The organism is Desulfobulbaceae bacterium, from assembly GCA_015231515.1.
Classification (GTDB): Bacteria; Desulfobacterota; Desulfobulbia; order Desulfobulbales; family VMSU01; genus JADGBM01.
In genome coordinates this window covers 1-15,049 of record JADGBM010000078.1, presented here as the reverse complement: position 1 = coordinate 15,049, position 15,049 = coordinate 1, and the positions used below count along the sequence as shown (strand labels likewise).

The following is a 15,049-nucleotide window of genomic DNA, read 5'->3' as shown; positions in this document are numbered from 1 at the left end:
TTCTTTTTTAAGGAAGACCAGACCCGAACCCTTGAAAGTCGGGTTGAGGACCTAAGCGGCATTCTCTTTCAGGCCAAGCTTGGCACAATGAAGGAAAAAACCTACCGGATTCAAGCCCTGGCTGAAATGATAGCCGCCACTATCGCTCCAGAGCAGCTTGCTCTGGTCAGCCGGGCGGCCTTCTTATCAAAAGCCGACCTGCTCAGTGAAATGGTCAATGAGTTTCCTTCCCTGCAAGGCGCTATGGGGCGAGATTATGCCCGGCTCAACGGTGAAGCAGAAGAGGTCGCTATTGCCATACACGAGCATTACATGCCGGTCAGAGCCGGCAGTCAGCTCCCCGGCACTGTAATTGGTGCCATTGTCAGTATTGCCGATCGCATTGATACCATTGCCGGTTGTTTTGGTATCGGGCAGATCCCTTCCGGCTCAGCTGACCCCTTCGGCCTTCGCCGCCAGGCCCTGGGGTTGATTCACATCATTGAGGAAAAAGCATTCTCCCTTTCCCTGAGCAGCCTGGTCGGAAAAGCATATGACCTCTACACCAACAAACTGTCCGAGGACAGGGAAACGACTCTGACTAACAGCATCAACTTCATTAAAGGTCGTTTCACCAACGACCAAACCGCCCAGAACATACCGCCTGGCGCCGTTGAAGCGGTAACCTCAATCATCTTCGACGACATCGTTGATGGAAAACAGAGAATTAATGCCCTGCTTGAGGTAAGCAAACAGGAGAGCTTTCCACTGCTGGCCGGTTCATTCAAACGTGTTATGAACATCATTAAGGAGCAGCATGATGGAACAGTTAACCAGGCCTTATTGAGCGCCGAAGCAGAAAAAGAGCTCTACTCCGCCTATCTGGAGGTTTCGGGCAAGGCTCAACCCCTGATTGACAGTAATGCCTACCTGGAAGCGCTTTCAATTATTCTGCAGATGAAAGAACCAATCGACATTTTCTTTGATAAAGTGATGGTTATGACCGATAAAAAGGATATACGCGATAATCGTCTGGCCTTGCTGAGTTCCATAGCCGCCCTGTTTTTACAGGTAGGCGATTTCTCTAAAATGTCCGCTGTGGCGGCTTAAATTTAGTAACTCATGACACTATGAAACCTGTCTATCGTCGAGACTACCGTTCTGAAACGGCATCCCACTTTTCCAGTTTTCCTCAGACTGAGCAATCCCAGCGCATTCTCGGCCGAAACCGCCAGACGCTGAAAAACATCGCCGATCAGACAACTCAAAAAATCAGCAGTGAAGCCCGCTCCAAAGTGAGAGGCATGCTGCTCGGCGGCAAGGTGAATATTTTTATTTAGGGGCTTTATTTTTAAGCGCTGCGCCTACAACTGTCTGTATACAGTTGACCGGAATGTAAAGCTCGAGTAGATTTTGGCTGTCAGGGAGGGCTTAATCGGTTTTTCCTAAAACATAGGCCGTGCCGGCCAACTTAGAACTGGCCTTCTTCGTGCTGGCACGACCTATGAGCCAAACCAGACAACTTCATCCTCGGTAACGATAGTTTTTGACAGCAGTGCCCCAGGCACTCAAGGCAAGCATCACAACTAACTATGACTACATCAAAACCCACAGAACAGACCGCACCTCTGCCAACAAAACCTGTCAGTGACGATGCCATCTTAAAAGTCGCTAAAGAGGTGGTTATTAAATTCATTGAGGTGGGTAGGCTCTCCCCTGCCAATTTTGCGGAAACCTTTCAAGAAATTTACAGCTCCATACGCACTACCGTGAAAGAAACCTCCAAATAACCCCTACCACCTTCAAATCCCCGTGACAGTTAACCACTTAAACTCCGCCCCCCAAACAGTTAATCACGTTCACCTCATGGGGATCTGCGGCACCGGTGTCGGTGCTCTGGCCGGCATGCTTAAAAAGAAAGGCTATATTGTCACCGGCTCAGACCAGCATGTCTATCCGCCGATGAGTGACTTCCTTGACAGCCTAGGGATAGGGGTTAAGAGCAGCTATAAGCCAGAAAATCTTAACCCCAAACCGGACCTGGTAATCGTCGGCAATGTTATTCGCCGGGACAACCCTGAGGCCGTTGCCTTAGAAAACGCTGGCATTCATTACCTGTCGATGCCACAGGCCTTAAGCCATTTTTTCCTTGGTGACAAGACATGTCTTGTGGTCTGCGGCACCCACGGCAAGACCACGACAGCATCGCTTTTAGCTACTATGCTGCACTTTATCGGCAATGAACCAGGCTTCATGATTGGCGGCATAGTCCAGGCCTTTAAACGTAATTTTAATATCAGCCCCAATCGATATTTTGTTATTGAAGGTGATGAATACGACACCGCATTTTTCGACAAAGGCCCGAAGTTTCTGCACTATCGTCCGCAAATTGCCATTATAACCAGCATTGAATTTGACCATGCCGATATCTACAGTGATCTTGAAGCTGTAAAAGCATCATTTAGTAAACTTGTTGCAATTATGCCAAAATCGGGTGCTATTGTCGCCAACATCGACGATGAGATCGTGCGTGACATTGTTTCTAAAGCAGGGTGCAAGGTTGTTGGCTATGGACTATCAAAACATGCTCAGTGGAGCTACACTGACCTTGACATAGGTAACGCCCAAACGACCTTTACCGCCCTGAAAGACGGTGCCATTTTCGCCAAATACACCTCGAACATGCCGGGCCACCATAACGCGATGAACGCCTTAGCTGTGACAGCCGTTCTCGACCTGATCGGCATTCCCAGTCAGGATTGCACTGAAAGTCTTGCTAAATTCCCAGGGGTTCGCAGACGTCAGGAGGTCCGTGGTGTTCGGAACGGCATTACCATAATTGATGATTTCGCTCATCACCCCACCGCCGTTAAAGAGACACTTGCCGCCCTGCGAAAGGCCTACGCCCAAAACAGACTGGTAGCTGTCTTTGAGCCACGAACAAACTCAAGCCGCAAGAATATTTTTCAAACCGCCTACGCTCAGGTTTTTAGTCAGGCCGACGAAATCCTTATTAAAAAACCTATCCCCTTAGACTCACTTCCGGAAGATCAGATGTTTTCAAGCAGTCGACTTGCCGACGACCTTGCCGGGCAAGGTAAAAAAGCCGCCAGTTTTGAAACTACAGACTCCATCATCAACTACATCAAGAAGACAGCCCAACACGGAGATGTCTTAGTCATTATGTCCAATGGCGGTTTTGATGATATCCACAATCGCCTTCTCAGCGAACTATAACCAGCTTCACCCTTCACCCTTTACCATTTACCCTTTACCATTCACCCCGTAGGCACCACCTGTAGCGACGTGCCTTTCACCACATAACTATTTGAAATCACATTATTTTCCGAAACTGACTACCACTAGGTAGTATTACTTGTTTTTTTCTGAAATAAGTAAGTTTTTCCTTGACATCAAGAGTTGATTAATATAAAAATCGTGAAATCGTGCAATAAGCACCGCCGATTCTGACTAACTTTCGCCGTTAAACGCGACACTACTAGGAGCAGAATTTTGGACGAAAGATCAACACTCGATCTGCTGTACGTAGCAGCTTTTTTTATTGGGGGCCTCGGTTTCGGCGTAGGCCCTTTCATTATTGCCACACTTATGGCTCCGCGTGGCACCCGCAACATATCACAAAAAACAAACCAGCTCATCGAGTGTGGAGTACCGCCGATCGGCGATGCATGGATACGCTATAGTGCCAACTACTACCTGTACGCATTAATTTTCCTCGCCTTCGACGTTGATGTTCTTTTTTTATTTCCTGTTGCTATGGCCTACAATCAGACATATGAAATTCGTGATTTTGTTGAAGTGCTTCTCTTTGTCGGCATTTTATCTCTGGCACTGGTTTACGCCTGGAAAAAGGGAGTTTTTGAGTGGAAACGGAAAAACTACAACCGGCAATAGTTCAATTTGCCCAGCTGGACAAAGTTCTGGCCATAGGACGTGCAAACTCACTATGGCCAATGACCTTTGGACTTGCCTGCTGCGCTATCGAAATGATGGCAACCGGTGCCTCACGTTTTGACTTGTCGCGCTTTGGCGCTGAAGTCTTCAGACCATCACCTCGCCACTGCGACGTTATGATTGTGGCTGGAACTATTACCAAAAAAATGGCACCCGCCGTTAAAACACTTTACGACCAAATGCCAGAACCGAAGTGGGTTATTGCCATGGGCAACTGTGCAATATCTGGAGGCCCGTTTGTTTATGATGGCCAATATGCCATTGTTGAAGGCGCCGACCAGTTTCTCGATGTCGACGTGTATATCCCAGGATGCCCTCCTCGGCCAGAGGCTCTTATTGAAGGAATCCTGGAACTCGAAGAAAAAATTACCGGGTCTCGACGCTGGCCCCGAGTTGAGTGTGGCTAATGTTAATTGACGAGATTAAACAAGCACTTGCCGATCTGGCTGTAATCGAAAAAATCGAGATTACCAGAGAGCTACCAGCACCTGTACCGACAGAGGGTGAAGCTGATGATGCCAAAGCCGCTACAGTTACCGAGACAGAAACCGTTGAACAGCCCGCACTGCACACAACGGAGTACACGTCCAAAGGCTTTCATCTTTCCGTTACAATATCACCTGACGACGTAGTGAGTGCCGCAAAGCAGCTTCTCAAACAGGAGTTTTTTCTTGAAGCCGTCACCGGTGTTGACTGGCTGAAAGAAAACCAGATGGAAGTGGTTTATGACTACAACCACTGGAACGAAAACTGCCGAGTAGTGGTGCGAACCTTTCTTAACCGTGAAACACCTGAACTCCCTACGATTTCCGAAGTATACTCAGGTGCTAACTGGCACGAACGGGAAACGCATGATTTCTTTGGCATTAAATTTCTTGGCCACCCCGACCTGTCTCCTTTCTTATTGCCTGAAGACGCTGACTATCACCCTCTGCTAAAGGACTTTAAGGCATGAATCTGGAAGTAGTCGACAAATCCCTTGAAACTTTTGTTCTTAATTTAGGCCCACAACATCCTGCAACACATGGTGTTTTGCGAGTTAAACTCACCATGGACGGCGAATACATTGTTCACGCCGAGCCGGTTCTTGGTTACATACACCGTATGCAGGAAAAAATGGCTGAGAACAGAACCTGGGCCCAATACATGCCCAACACAGCCAGGATGGACTACCTTGGGGCTTTGTCTTACAATCACGGCTACGCCGCAGCTGTTGAGCGAGCCATGGGCATTGAAGTGCCGGAAAGAGCCGAATATATCCGCTGTATAACCGTTGAGCTTAACAGGATTGCCAGCCATCTCCTGTGGTTTGGCGCCTTTGTACTGGATCTGGGCGGTTTTACCCCACTGCTCTATGCCTTTGACGATCGTGAACATATCCTTGATCTTCTTGAATCCGTCACCGGCGCACGACTGACCTTCTGTTACTTTCGGTTTGGCGGCCTATATAATGATATTGATGATGATTTCATCACCGGCACCCGAGCCTTTATTAAGCGCTTACGTTCACGTATGCCGATGTATCATGACCTTGTGACAAATAACATCATCCTGATTAAACGGCTGAAGGATATTGGTCCGATCTCCCAGGATATGGCACGCCGCTACGGGGCAACCGGACCGGTGTTACGGGGCTCAGGTGTCAACTTTGATGTGCGCAAGCACGAGCCCTATTCGGTCTATCCTGAGTTTGACTTTGATGTACCAGTTTACAGTGAAGGCGATTCAATGGCTCGTTATATGGTGCGCATGGATGAGATTGAGCAGTCGATGCGAATTGTTGAACAAGGCCTGGACAAACTGCCAGATGGTCCGATAATGGTCGCCAAGGCACCTAAAATAATCAAACCGCCAAAGGGCGATTATTATTGTGCTGTTGAAGCTGCCCGCGGCTCTTTTGGAATTCGGCTGATCAGTGATGGTACCAACACCCCGTATCGATTGAAACTTCGCTCTCCAACCTTTTCAAATTTGAGTTTATTCAGTGAGGCGTGCCATGGAATGATTCTGGCAGATGCCTTGGCTTTCATGGGAACTTTAGACTTGGTTATTCCTGAAATTGACAGGTAACAGATATGATTACAGCTGAACTTATTCGTTTATTAGCTTTCCTGGTGGGTGTCATTGCCTTTGCAGCATTGAATGCCGCTTACCTTGTCTGGGCAGAACGTAAGGGTGCCGCCTTTTTTCAGAGGCGCACCGGACCCAAGGAAGTTGGGCCCCATGGACTGCTGCAGCCTTTAGCTGATGGTGTGAAGCTGATGACCAAACAGCTGCTGGTGCCCGATGGAGTTGACCCTGTACTCTTCAAGATTGCACCCATCATGCTGCTGGTACCAGCGATTATGTCCTTTGTCGCTATCCCTTTTGGCGAAACACTGGCCGCCCGCCACATTGACCTTGGCCTGCTGATGATCTTTGCCTTTGCCTCCGTCAATGTTCTTGGCCTTTTAATTGGTGGTTGGGGTTCCGCCAACAAATACGCAGTTATCGCTTCAGCCCGTGTCGTTTCACAAAATGTCGCCTACGAGATTCCAATGCTTCTGACTGCAATTGCCCTGGTTATGGCAACCAATACCATGAACCTCAATGAGATCATCATTCAGCAAGGCGGCGGCATCTGGAACTGGAACATTATCCGACTTACTTGGGCGGCAAGCCCTTTAACGCCGGTTGCTTTTCTAATCTTCTTCACCTGTATGCTGGCTGAGACAAACCGTGCACCATTTGATATGGCAGAAGCAGAGAGTGAATTGGTAGCAGGTACATTCACAGAGTATCCTGGAATGGGTTTTGGGGTATTTTTCATGGGCGAATACGCCAACATTGTTATTGGCGCCTGTCTTGTTACCATTCTTTTTCTAGGCGGCTGGCAGAGTCCTTTGCCATTCCTGCCCAATAGTGTCGTTTGGTTTCTTATGAAAATGTATGCCATCATTTTCACAGTAATCTGGATCCGCTGGACATTTCCACGTACTCAATTTTACGCACTCTTGAATCTGTCCTGGAAATATCTCATCCCAATTTCACTGCTCAACCTTATTGTGACGGCTGGCTGGTTAAAGGTATTCTAAAATGGCTTATTTTTCTGAACTATTTACCGGAACTCGCAGCTTATTTATTGGAATGGGTATTACCCTGAGAGAGTTTTTTAATACCAAGGTTACCCTGCAGTATCCGCACGAATATGTCAAAATGACGCCTCGGTTCAGAGGACATATTGAACTGGTTAAAGATGCTGAAACCGGCCTGACTAAATGTATTGTCTGTGGTATGTGTCAGAAAGCCTGTCCCTCCGGGTGCATTACGGTCGAAGGCGAAAAACGCGAAGGGGTCAAGGGCAAGGTTCTTACGGTGTACACCTTAGATTTCACAAAATGCAGCCTCTGCGGGATGTGTGTTGAGTCCTGCAAACCTGGTGCAATTGATTTCTCTAAAGATTTTAACTTGGCCAGCACCCGAAGAAGTGATTTTGTTTATGACCTCATAAAAAGGCTCGAGGAAAAGAACTGATGAGTAACGCCTTATTTACAGCAGAAGGTCTTTCCGGCCTGGTTTTTCTAGTAATGGTTGCCACAACGGTTATCGGTGCTCTCATTGCTACTAACTCCAAACGTTTGATTCGCAGCGTTGCGGGCTTAAGCCTCTGTTTTATCGGAGTTGCAGCCCTTTTTTATTTCTTGAACAGCCCCTTTATCGCGATGATGGAGATGCTGATCTATGTTGGTGCGGTTTGCGTCGCCATCATTTTTGCCGTGATGCTTGCCGAACCCCGAGGTGATGAAAAGCCTGGTAAACAGTCCGGCATCGGTTCTTTTTTTGGTTTTATTGCTGCTGGATTGGTGTTTATGGGGGTTGCTTTAATTGGCAACAAAACCAACTGGGTTGCAGCTGAAATAAAGATAAATGACGGCTCGGTTACTGAAATCGGCAAGGCGCTGTTAACTTCTTATTCCATGGTGTTTGAGCTTATTTCGGTGGTATTGCTGGTCGCGATTATTGGAGCACTGGTCTTAGCTCGAACCGGCAGGAGCAAAAATAATGCTTGAAATCAGCAATGATTTAAACACGTACCTTCTCATTGGAGCATTCCTCTTTGCCTCGGGTTTTTACGGCCTATTACAGCGTAGAAGTCTGATCGGCATGCTCATTTCATCTGAACTTGTCCTTTCCGGGGCCTCTCTTAACTTTATGGCCTTCAACAGATTTCTGGCACCCGATCCGACAGTCGGTCAGATCTTTACACTTTTTATAATGGGTATTGCAGCCGCTGAAGCCGCAATTGCCTTAAGTATTGTTATTGCTGTGTATCGAAACTTTAAATCGATTGACGCAGAAGACCTTACAGACCTTAAAGGCTAGCCAGGGACAACAGTTATGGAAGTCTCCGCAGTTCCAACTATCATAGAAACAAGCAAGTTACTCTGGGCTATTTTAGTCCCATTGGCGGGCGCCTTTGGTGTTATGCTTATTGGCGAAAAACGGCCGAATCTGCGCGAATCCTGTTCAGTCATCGCGGCGGTAATGATGTTCTGGATCATTTCGACAATGGTACCAGCGGTGCTTGCCGGCAATACGCTCCATTTTCAGCTCTTTAAAATTCTGCCGGGTGTTACGCTAACGCTTCGCGCGGATGCCTTTTCAATGATATTTGCCTGTGCTGCCTCTTTCTTGTGGATCTTAGCAGCATTCTATTCCATGGGCTATATGCGCGGTTTAAAAGAGCATGCCCAAACACGATTCAATGCCTGCTTCGCACTTTCACTTTTTGGAGCGATGGGTGTCGCTTTTTCTGACAATCTTTTCACCCTCTATCTCTTTTATGAAATTGTATCAATCTGCACATACCCCTTAGTTGCCCACCACCAGGACGAAGAAGGCTACGCTGGCGCCAGAAAGTATATTGTTTATTTAACCACAACTGCTAAAGCATTTTTATTGCCTGCCATGGCTATCATTTACGTGCTGACCGGAACTCTTGATTTTGCCAATAATATATCAACAGGTATTTTTCCTCCAGATGTCAACTCGGCAATTGTTACCATGCTCTACATTTTCTGCATTTTCGGTTTTGCAAAAAATGGTGTAATGCCCTTTCATCATTGGCTACCCGGAGCAATGGTCGCACCGACTCCTGTCTCTGCCCTCCTCCATGCGGTTGCGGTTGTAAAAGTTGGTGTTTTTTCCACAACTCGTGTCATGCTCTACGTTTTTGGTGTCGACACCATGGACGCTCTTAACTTGGGCATTCCAACCGCCTATTTTGTTGGTTTTACAATTCTGATGGCCTCAGTAATTGCCCTTTCAAAAACAAACCTCAAGGCCCGACTCGCCTACTCAACCGTAAGCCAGCTCTCCTACATTATTCTCGGAGTGGCACTGCTTACACCTGCTGGAATATCCGGCGGACTTATTCATATAGCTAACCACGCCTTTTCTAAAATCACCCTTTTCTTCTGTGCCGGTGCAATTTATGTCGCTACCCATAAAAAGGATATTTCGGAGATGAGTGGCCTTGGCAAAACCATGCCATTTACCTTCGCCGCCTTCGGTATTGCCTCATTATCGATGATTGGTGCGCCTCCAGTAGCAGGATTTGTGACTAAATGGTACTTGCTGGTTGGTTCCATGCAGGCCCACCAAATCGGCATTTTGCTCATTTTACTGTCCAGTACACTTTTAAATGTCGCCTATTTTGCGCCCATTACCTACAACGCTTTTTTTGGTAAACGACCAAAGGGCGAAAAATTTGAGGGTATAAAGGAAGCACCATTATCAATGGTAATACCACTCTGTATAGCTGCATTTATCTCTGTACTCATTGGCATATTTCCAGGTTTCATGATGAACTTTGTTAAGGCGGTGATAGGATGATTGTCGAACTGATCGATTACTTTAGAGACCGTCTCAAAACGGTTATTAAAGTATGCTACGGCGTGTTGGCGGCACTTGTTGTGATTGACGCCATACCAACTATTGTTGATAAGCACCATGCCCATACCTGGATAGAACATATTCCGGGCTTCTGGGCAGTATTCGGCTTTATTGCCTGTGTCATCATTATAATTTTATCAAAATGGTTCGGACACCAGGGTATTATGACACGAGAGGATTATTATGATGATTGATTCCTGGCTTCACCCGTCACTTATCCTCATTTGCGGGGCATTATTACTGCCTTTCATCAAGGGGATGCCGCGCAAGGCCTTTCTGGTCTTAGTACCGACGCTTACCTTTATCAATATCTGGCAGTTCAGCCCCGAAGGCACCTTTGCAGTTGTGCAGTTCATGGACTGGGACCTGACCTTTGGACGTATCGATCGCCTCAGTCAGGTGTTTGCCTATATTATGAGTTTGATGTGCATTATCGGCACTATTTACGGTCTCCATGTTGAAGATGATCTGCAACACATTGCTGCCTGGTTTTACGTCGCAGGTTCATTGGGCGCCATCTATGCCGGTGACTATCTGGTGCTATTTTTATTCTGGGAGTTAATGGCCTTTTCCTCTGTATTTTTAATCTGGTTCAGACGGAGCAAAAAATCCCTTTCTGCCGGACTGCGCTATCTACTTGTTCATACCGCTGGCGGCCTTATCTTATTGGCCGGTTTTGTACTACGCTACAAAGCAACAGGAGATCTTTCTTTCTCCCTCATGGATGTTAAAGATCCACAGCTTTACACATATCTTATTATGCTTGGCCTGATGCTTAATGCCGCAGTACCACCGCTTCACTCATGGTTACCAGATGCCTATGGCGAAGCAACGGTTACCGGATCAGTTTTCATGTGTGCTTTTACTACTAAAACAGCAATTTACGCCCTGGCCCGTTCATGTGCCGGAATGGAAATTCTTATTCCACTTGGTGTCGTCATGGCACTCTATGGTGTTGTCTACGCTGTTCTTGAAAATGACTGCCGTCGTCTGCTGGCCTGGCACATTATCAGTCAGGTTGGTTATATGGTCGCCGGTGTCGGTATTGGTACCGAGCTGGCGATCAATGGTGCCTGCGCCCACGCCTTTGCCCATATTCTGTATAAAGGGCTTCTCTTTATGGGCTGTGGTTCTGTTCTACACATGACCGGCAAAAGCAAATTTACCGAGTTAGGCGGTTTATACAAAAAAATGCCGCGAACCTTTGTTTTTACCATGATTGGCGGTCTGTCAATCTCGGCATTTCCCTTATTCTCCGGTTTTGTCAGTAAGTCCATGATTGTTGCGGCTGGATTTCAGGAGCATATCCTCTGGGCCGGTTTTTTACTAACCCTTGCCTCGGCAGGAACATTTCTCCATACCGGCTTAAAGGTTCCTTACTTTATCTGGTTCGGTAAAAACAACTGCAGCAAGGAGACCTGGGAAAAGGCCGAAGATCCACCGTGGAATATGCAGGTTGCCATGGGAATAGCCTCATTTCTCTGTATATTCATAGGCTGTTATACTGCCTATCTGTTCGGGAAATTGCCATACCCAGTTGATTATCACCCATATACATCATACCACCTGTCTGAAAGCATGCAGATTCTGCTCTTTACAGCCCTTGGCTTTTTCTTGCTGACCAAAAAACTGGCTCCAGAGCCAAAAATCAGCATTGATCTTGATTGGTTTTACAGAAAAGGCGGAAGCGCCTTTCTTTGGATAGCTAAAAAACCCCTTCAATTTATTGACTCATGTGTTGGCGAGATATACAGCGTTATCGGCCTTCGACCACTCATGACAGTTTCACAATTCTGGAGCTGGTTTGACTGGCACGGAATAGACGGCGTGGTTGACGGTGTTGCCCGCTCAGTGCGGTCTTTAGGGGCAACAATGCGGCATGCCCAGAGTGGTCAACTGCAATTTAATATATTTTGGGCAGTGACCATTGCTGCATCATTATTACTTACCTACGTATTTGCTTAATTTGTGAGGACGAATCTGAATGGATTTTCTGATACTCAATGAGGGTGGCATACCGCTTTTAAGTGTGCTCATCTTTTTACCGCTGGTTGGCGCTCTTATCGCACTTTTTCTACCCGGCGAATCAGTGTCAAGGATGTGGGCGCTGGCAGTAACTTCGATCAACGCAGCCCTCTCCTTCTCTCTCTACACTGGATTTGATTCAACAACCTACAAATACCAATTTGGTGAACATATTTCCTGGATACCAGCCTGGGACATCAACTATACCTTGGGTGTCGATGGAATCAGTCTTCTGCTTATTCTTCTAACCACCATGATTATGCCCTTATGCGTTCTTGCTTCCTGGCGCTATATTGAAAAACGGGTGAAGCCGTTTATGATCTGCCTGCTGGTCATGGAGACATCGATGATCGGTGTTTTTGCTGCCCTGGATTTTGTTCTTTTCTACGTACTTTGGGAGGCCATGCTGGTGCCCATGTACTTGCTCATTGCCATCTGGGGCGGCCCCCGGAAAGTTTACGCCTCAATCAAATTCTTCTTGTATACCCTTGCTGGCTCGGTCATGCTTCTTGTGGCAATTATAGCTCTCTACCTGGCCAATGCCCCTCATACATTCAGTATCCCGATGATGATGGGCCAGCAGTACTCTTCAACATTTCAACTTCTAGTTTTTGGCGCCTTTTTTCTGGCCTTTGCAATCAAGGTGCCGATGTTCCCCTTTCACACCTGGCTTCCGGCTGCCCATGTCGAAGCGCCAACGGCTGGCTCCGTTGTTCTTGCCAGTATTCTCCTTAAAATGGGCACCTACGGCTTCCTGCGCTTCTGCCTGCCAATTACGCCAGAAGCCACACTTACATTAATGCCGTATATGCTATGGTTATCTGTTGCCGGTATTCTGTATGGTGGTTTCACAGCTCTAGCCCAGAGTGATATGAAAAAACTTATCGCCTACTCCAGCGTCGGACACATGGGTTTTGTTACACTCGGAATTTTTGTCTTGAATACCAACGGCATTGAAGGGTCAATTCTGCAGATGATCAACCATGGTGTGACAACTGGCGCCCTGTTTCTCTGTGTGGGTATGATCTATGAGCGCACCCACAGTCGCGAGTTAGCATCTGCCACCGGCATTGGTAAGCAGATGCCGGTGTTTGTAACCTTTCTTGCCTTCTTTTCCTTGTCATCACTGGCCTTTCCTGGCACAAACTCATTTGTTGGCGAGTTTCTTATTCTGGTGGGTGGATTTGCCGAGAATAAAATTGTAGCAGGTGCCGCCATCCCAGGCGCTATCCTCGCTGCCGCCTACATGTTACGCATGTTGCAAAAAGTTGTTTGGGGCGGCCCAAACAATCCCAAAATTACTATTTGCGATTTAAACACACGCGAAATTGTTACACTGACGCCCTTTCTCATTTTTGTTTTCTGGATCGGACTTTCACCGGCCCCTTTTCTCGATGTAATGCATACCAGCGTAGCCCACCTACTTGATCAGGTTCACGCTGGTGCTGCGGCATCAGCTGTTGCCAATATTCTGCCCTAGGACCACTCAATGAAACTTATGCTGTTTGCCCCTGAACTTCTATTGCTGCTTGGTAGCCTGTTAATTTTCCTGTTTAGCCTCTCAGATAGTGACGGTAAAAATGCTAAAAATGCCTCGATTGCAGTTGGGGCTGGGGCCGCAATCCTCCTGTTTACCGGTCTCAACAATAGTGGAGATCTTTTCCTTGGTGCATATCGTGTAGACCTCTTCTCCCAGCTCTTCAAGCTCATGATCTGTTTAGGGATGACCGCAGTACTTATTTTTGGCAGAGAACTTAAAGATATCGATTTAGAGGTTCGTCCTGAATACTACCTTTTTCTGATTCTCAGTTCACTTGGGCTCATGATGCTTGTCTCAAGTATTGAGCTTATCACCCTGTTTGTCGCCCTCGAGCTTTCGTCCTTTTCCCTATACATCCTTGTGCCGATGCGCAGTGAAAACCATGGCGTCCGTTCACAGATGGAGGCTGCTGCCAAATATATTCTTTTTGGCGTCACAGCCACCGGGATCATGCTCTTTGGCATGAGTTATCTATTTGGCATAACCGGCACAACCTATTTTGTGCAGATGGTTCCCAAACTCGCAGAACTGATAACCGAACCCGCCGCCATAGCAGGAATTGCCATGGTTATGTGCGGTTTTCTTTTTAAGCTGGCAGTCTTCCCCTTCCACTTCTGGGTACCCGATGTTTATGAAGGCGCTTCCAATGAAACCACTGCCTTCATCGCTTCTATCCCAAAGCTTGGGGCCGTTGCGATCCTGATTCGCGTTGTTATGATGGCTGCTCCAGATGGAACCGCTATTGTTGATATGATGGTTGTTCTGGCTATATGCTCAATGTTTTATGGTAACCTTTCGGCCCTTGTCCAGACAGATATTAAGCGCATGCTCGGATTTTCAGGAATAGCACATGCGGGTTTCGTCCTGCTTGGCTTATTGACCTTTAAAGAACTGGGCTATGCCACCTCAATGTATTACATCTTTGGTTATCTGGTAATGAATCTGGCCTGTTTCCTTGTCATCTGTAAGGTCAGCAAGAGTGGTGAAAACGTCACAGTAAAAGACCTTACCGGTCTGCATAAACGTTCACCGGTACTCGCCTTTACCATGGCAGTTGGTATGCTGGCTCTTGCTGGCATTCCGCCGTTTGTTGGTTTTATGGGGAAATTTATGCTGCTGGCTGGGGCATTAAAAGCTGGCCAACTGACTTTAGTTATCCTGGCAGCCCTCAATACTGCCATTGCTATCTTCTACTATCTCTCTGTTGTAAAAGTAGCTTATTGCGACAACCCCGAAGGTCATTCTGACCTTGATGTTGACTTTGCCACCAAGGCCTTAAGTGTAGTGCTGGTGATTGCTATTATTGTGATGGGTGTGATGCCAACTCAAGTACTTGCCATTGCAACAAGCGCCGTTCAGTCGATCATGTAGTTCCAGTCAAGCCATGCATTTCCAATAACACACCAACCTTCATAAAGGTAATAAGCTCACCTCATACTGCAGAACAAATACACGTTCAGTCAACAAGTTTGTTTCTTCTTAGTAAACAGCCATAAACCGATTATTCCCATACCAAATAAAGTAATGGTGGCTGGTTCAGGAACTGGTTCCGCGATGCGAGTAGCTGTAATTGAAGAAATTGAGCCTAGGGAAGAG

The 15,049-nt window shown here is 47.0% G+C and carries 18 protein-coding genes; 17 read left to right on the top strand and 1 reads right to left on the bottom strand.

All coding sequences use genetic code 11. The annotated features are described in order from the left end of the window. From glyS to HQK80_11605, 17 genes are all read left to right on the top strand, one after another. The coding region (glyS, locus tag HQK80_11685; protein MBF0222869.1) for a glycine--tRNA ligase subunit beta at positions 1-1,089 on the top strand (1,089 nt) is incomplete at its 5' end. A 20-nt stretch (positions 1,090-1,109) separates the two neighbouring features. Further along, complete coding sequence (locus HQK80_11680) at positions 1,110-1,319, top strand: hypothetical protein (protein MBF0222868.1); 210 nt, start codon at positions 1,110-1,112, stop codon at positions 1,317-1,319. Between the two features lie 252 nt (positions 1,320-1,571). Next, a complete protein-coding gene (locus HQK80_11675; GenBank protein ID MBF0222867.1) occupies positions 1,572-1,769 on the top strand; it encodes a hypothetical protein in 198 nt (65 codons plus the stop codon). A 76-nt stretch (positions 1,770-1,845) separates the two neighbouring features. Then, positions 1,846-3,216 carry a UDP-N-acetylmuramate:L-alanyl-gamma-D-glutamyl-meso-diaminopimelate ligase gene (gene mpl, locus HQK80_11670; protein MBF0222866.1) on the top strand — a complete coding sequence of 457 codons (1,371 nt, stop codon included), beginning with the start codon at positions 1,846-1,848 and terminating at the stop codon, positions 3,214-3,216. 276 nt (positions 3,217-3,492) lie between these two features. Next, positions 3,493-3,894, top strand: a complete 402-nt coding sequence (locus HQK80_11665) for an NADH-quinone oxidoreductase subunit A (protein ID MBF0222865.1) — start codon at positions 3,493-3,495, stop codon at positions 3,892-3,894. Beyond that, complete coding sequence (nuoB, locus tag HQK80_11660) at positions 3,864-4,361, top strand: NADH-quinone oxidoreductase subunit NuoB (protein ID MBF0222864.1); 498 nt, start codon at positions 3,864-3,866, stop codon at positions 4,359-4,361. Before HQK80_11665 ends, nuoB begins: the two co-directional genes overlap by 31 nt. Continuing rightward, complete coding sequence (locus tag HQK80_11655; GenBank protein ID MBF0222863.1) at positions 4,361-4,909, top strand: NADH-quinone oxidoreductase subunit C; 549 nt, start codon at positions 4,361-4,363, stop codon at positions 4,907-4,909. Before nuoB ends, HQK80_11655 begins: the two co-directional genes overlap by 1 nt. After that, complete coding sequence (locus HQK80_11650) at positions 4,906-6,024, top strand: NADH-quinone oxidoreductase subunit D (GenBank protein MBF0222862.1); 1,119 nt, start codon at positions 4,906-4,908, stop codon at positions 6,022-6,024. The genes HQK80_11655 and HQK80_11650 overlap by 4 nt, the downstream gene beginning before the upstream one ends. A 5-nt stretch (positions 6,025-6,029) precedes the next feature. Then, a complete protein-coding gene (gene nuoH, locus HQK80_11645) occupies positions 6,030-7,028 on the top strand; it encodes an NADH-quinone oxidoreductase subunit NuoH (protein ID MBF0222861.1) in 999 nt (332 codons plus the stop codon). A 1-nt stretch (position 7,029) separates the two neighbouring features. After that, the gene (locus HQK80_11640) at positions 7,030-7,467 is read left to right on the top strand and encodes an NADH-quinone oxidoreductase subunit I (GenBank protein MBF0222860.1); all 438 of its coding nucleotides are present in this window, start codon (positions 7,030-7,032) and stop codon (positions 7,465-7,467) included. After that, positions 7,467-8,003, top strand: coding sequence for an NADH-quinone oxidoreductase subunit J (locus tag HQK80_11635; GenBank protein MBF0222859.1), 537 nt, complete (start codon positions 7,467-7,469; stop codon positions 8,001-8,003). Before HQK80_11640 ends, HQK80_11635 begins: the two co-directional genes overlap by 1 nt. Continuing rightward, positions 7,996-8,316, top strand: a complete 321-nt coding sequence (gene nuoK / locus HQK80_11630) for an NADH-quinone oxidoreductase subunit NuoK (protein MBF0222858.1) — start codon at positions 7,996-7,998, stop codon at positions 8,314-8,316. Before HQK80_11635 ends, nuoK begins: the two co-directional genes overlap by 8 nt. A 15-nt stretch (positions 8,317-8,331) precedes the next feature. Further along, positions 8,332-9,828, top strand: a complete 1,497-nt coding sequence (locus HQK80_11625) for a monovalent cation/H+ antiporter subunit D family protein (GenBank protein ID MBF0222857.1) — start codon at positions 8,332-8,334, stop codon at positions 9,826-9,828. Next, complete coding sequence (locus HQK80_11620) at positions 9,825-10,082, top strand: hypothetical protein (GenBank protein MBF0222856.1); 258 nt, start codon at positions 9,825-9,827, stop codon at positions 10,080-10,082. Before HQK80_11625 ends, HQK80_11620 begins: the two co-directional genes overlap by 4 nt. Further along, positions 10,075-11,853 carry a Na(+)/H(+) antiporter subunit D gene (locus tag HQK80_11615; protein ID MBF0222855.1) on the top strand — a complete coding sequence of 593 codons (1,779 nt, stop codon included), beginning with the start codon at positions 10,075-10,077 and terminating at the stop codon, positions 11,851-11,853. Before HQK80_11620 ends, HQK80_11615 begins: the two co-directional genes overlap by 8 nt. A 19-nt stretch (positions 11,854-11,872) precedes the next feature. Continuing rightward, a complete protein-coding gene (locus HQK80_11610) occupies positions 11,873-13,393 on the top strand; it encodes an NADH-quinone oxidoreductase subunit M (protein ID MBF0222854.1) in 1,521 nt (506 codons plus the stop codon). A 9-nt stretch (positions 13,394-13,402) separates the two neighbouring features. Continuing rightward, positions 13,403-14,824, top strand: coding sequence for an NADH-quinone oxidoreductase subunit N (locus tag HQK80_11605; protein ID MBF0222853.1), 1,422 nt, complete (start codon positions 13,403-13,405; stop codon positions 14,822-14,824). Between the two features lie 89 nt (positions 14,825-14,913). On the opposite strand, the gene HQK80_11600 is transcribed toward HQK80_11605, so the two are convergent. Then, positions 14,914-15,049: PEP-CTERM sorting domain-containing protein (locus HQK80_11600; GenBank protein MBF0222852.1), on the bottom strand; the 136-nt coding region annotated here is incomplete at its 5' end.

Excerpts from the sequence above, each read along its gene's own strand:
- mpl (MBF0222866.1), top strand. The coding sequence starts at position 1,846 with ATGGGGATCTGCGGCACCGGTGTCGGTGCTCTGGCCGGCATGCTTAAA.
- HQK80_11625 (MBF0222857.1), top strand. The coding sequence starts at position 8,332 with ATGGAAGTCTCCGCAGTTCCAACTATCATAGAAACAAGCAAGTTACTC.
- HQK80_11675 (MBF0222867.1), top strand. The coding sequence starts at position 1,572 with ATGACTACATCAAAACCCACAGAACAGACCGCACCTCTGCCAACAAAA.
- nuoH (MBF0222861.1), top strand. The coding sequence starts at position 6,030 with ATGATTACAGCTGAACTTATTCGTTTATTAGCTTTCCTGGTGGGTGTC.
- HQK80_11610 (MBF0222854.1), top strand. The coding sequence starts at position 11,873 with ATGGATTTTCTGATACTCAATGAGGGTGGCATACCGCTTTTAAGTGTG.
- HQK80_11615 (MBF0222855.1), top strand. The coding sequence starts at position 10,075 with ATGATTGATTCCTGGCTTCACCCGTCACTTATCCTCATTTGCGGGGCA.
- HQK80_11650 (MBF0222862.1), top strand. The coding sequence starts at position 4,906 with ATGAATCTGGAAGTAGTCGACAAATCCCTTGAAACTTTTGTTCTTAAT.
- HQK80_11680 (MBF0222868.1), top strand. The coding sequence starts at position 1,110 with ATGAAACCTGTCTATCGTCGAGACTACCGTTCTGAAACGGCATCCCAC.
- nuoK (MBF0222858.1), top strand. The coding sequence starts at position 7,996 with ATGCTTGAAATCAGCAATGATTTAAACACGTACCTTCTCATTGGAGCA.
- HQK80_11655 (MBF0222863.1), top strand. The coding sequence starts at position 4,361 with ATGTTAATTGACGAGATTAAACAAGCACTTGCCGATCTGGCTGTAATC.
- HQK80_11640 (MBF0222860.1), top strand. The coding sequence starts at position 7,030 with ATGGCTTATTTTTCTGAACTATTTACCGGAACTCGCAGCTTATTTATT.
- HQK80_11635 (MBF0222859.1), top strand. The coding sequence starts at position 7,467 with ATGAGTAACGCCTTATTTACAGCAGAAGGTCTTTCCGGCCTGGTTTTT.
- HQK80_11605 (MBF0222853.1), top strand. The coding sequence starts at position 13,403 with ATGAAACTTATGCTGTTTGCCCCTGAACTTCTATTGCTGCTTGGTAGC.
- HQK80_11620 (MBF0222856.1), top strand. The coding sequence starts at position 9,825 with ATGATTGTCGAACTGATCGATTACTTTAGAGACCGTCTCAAAACGGTT.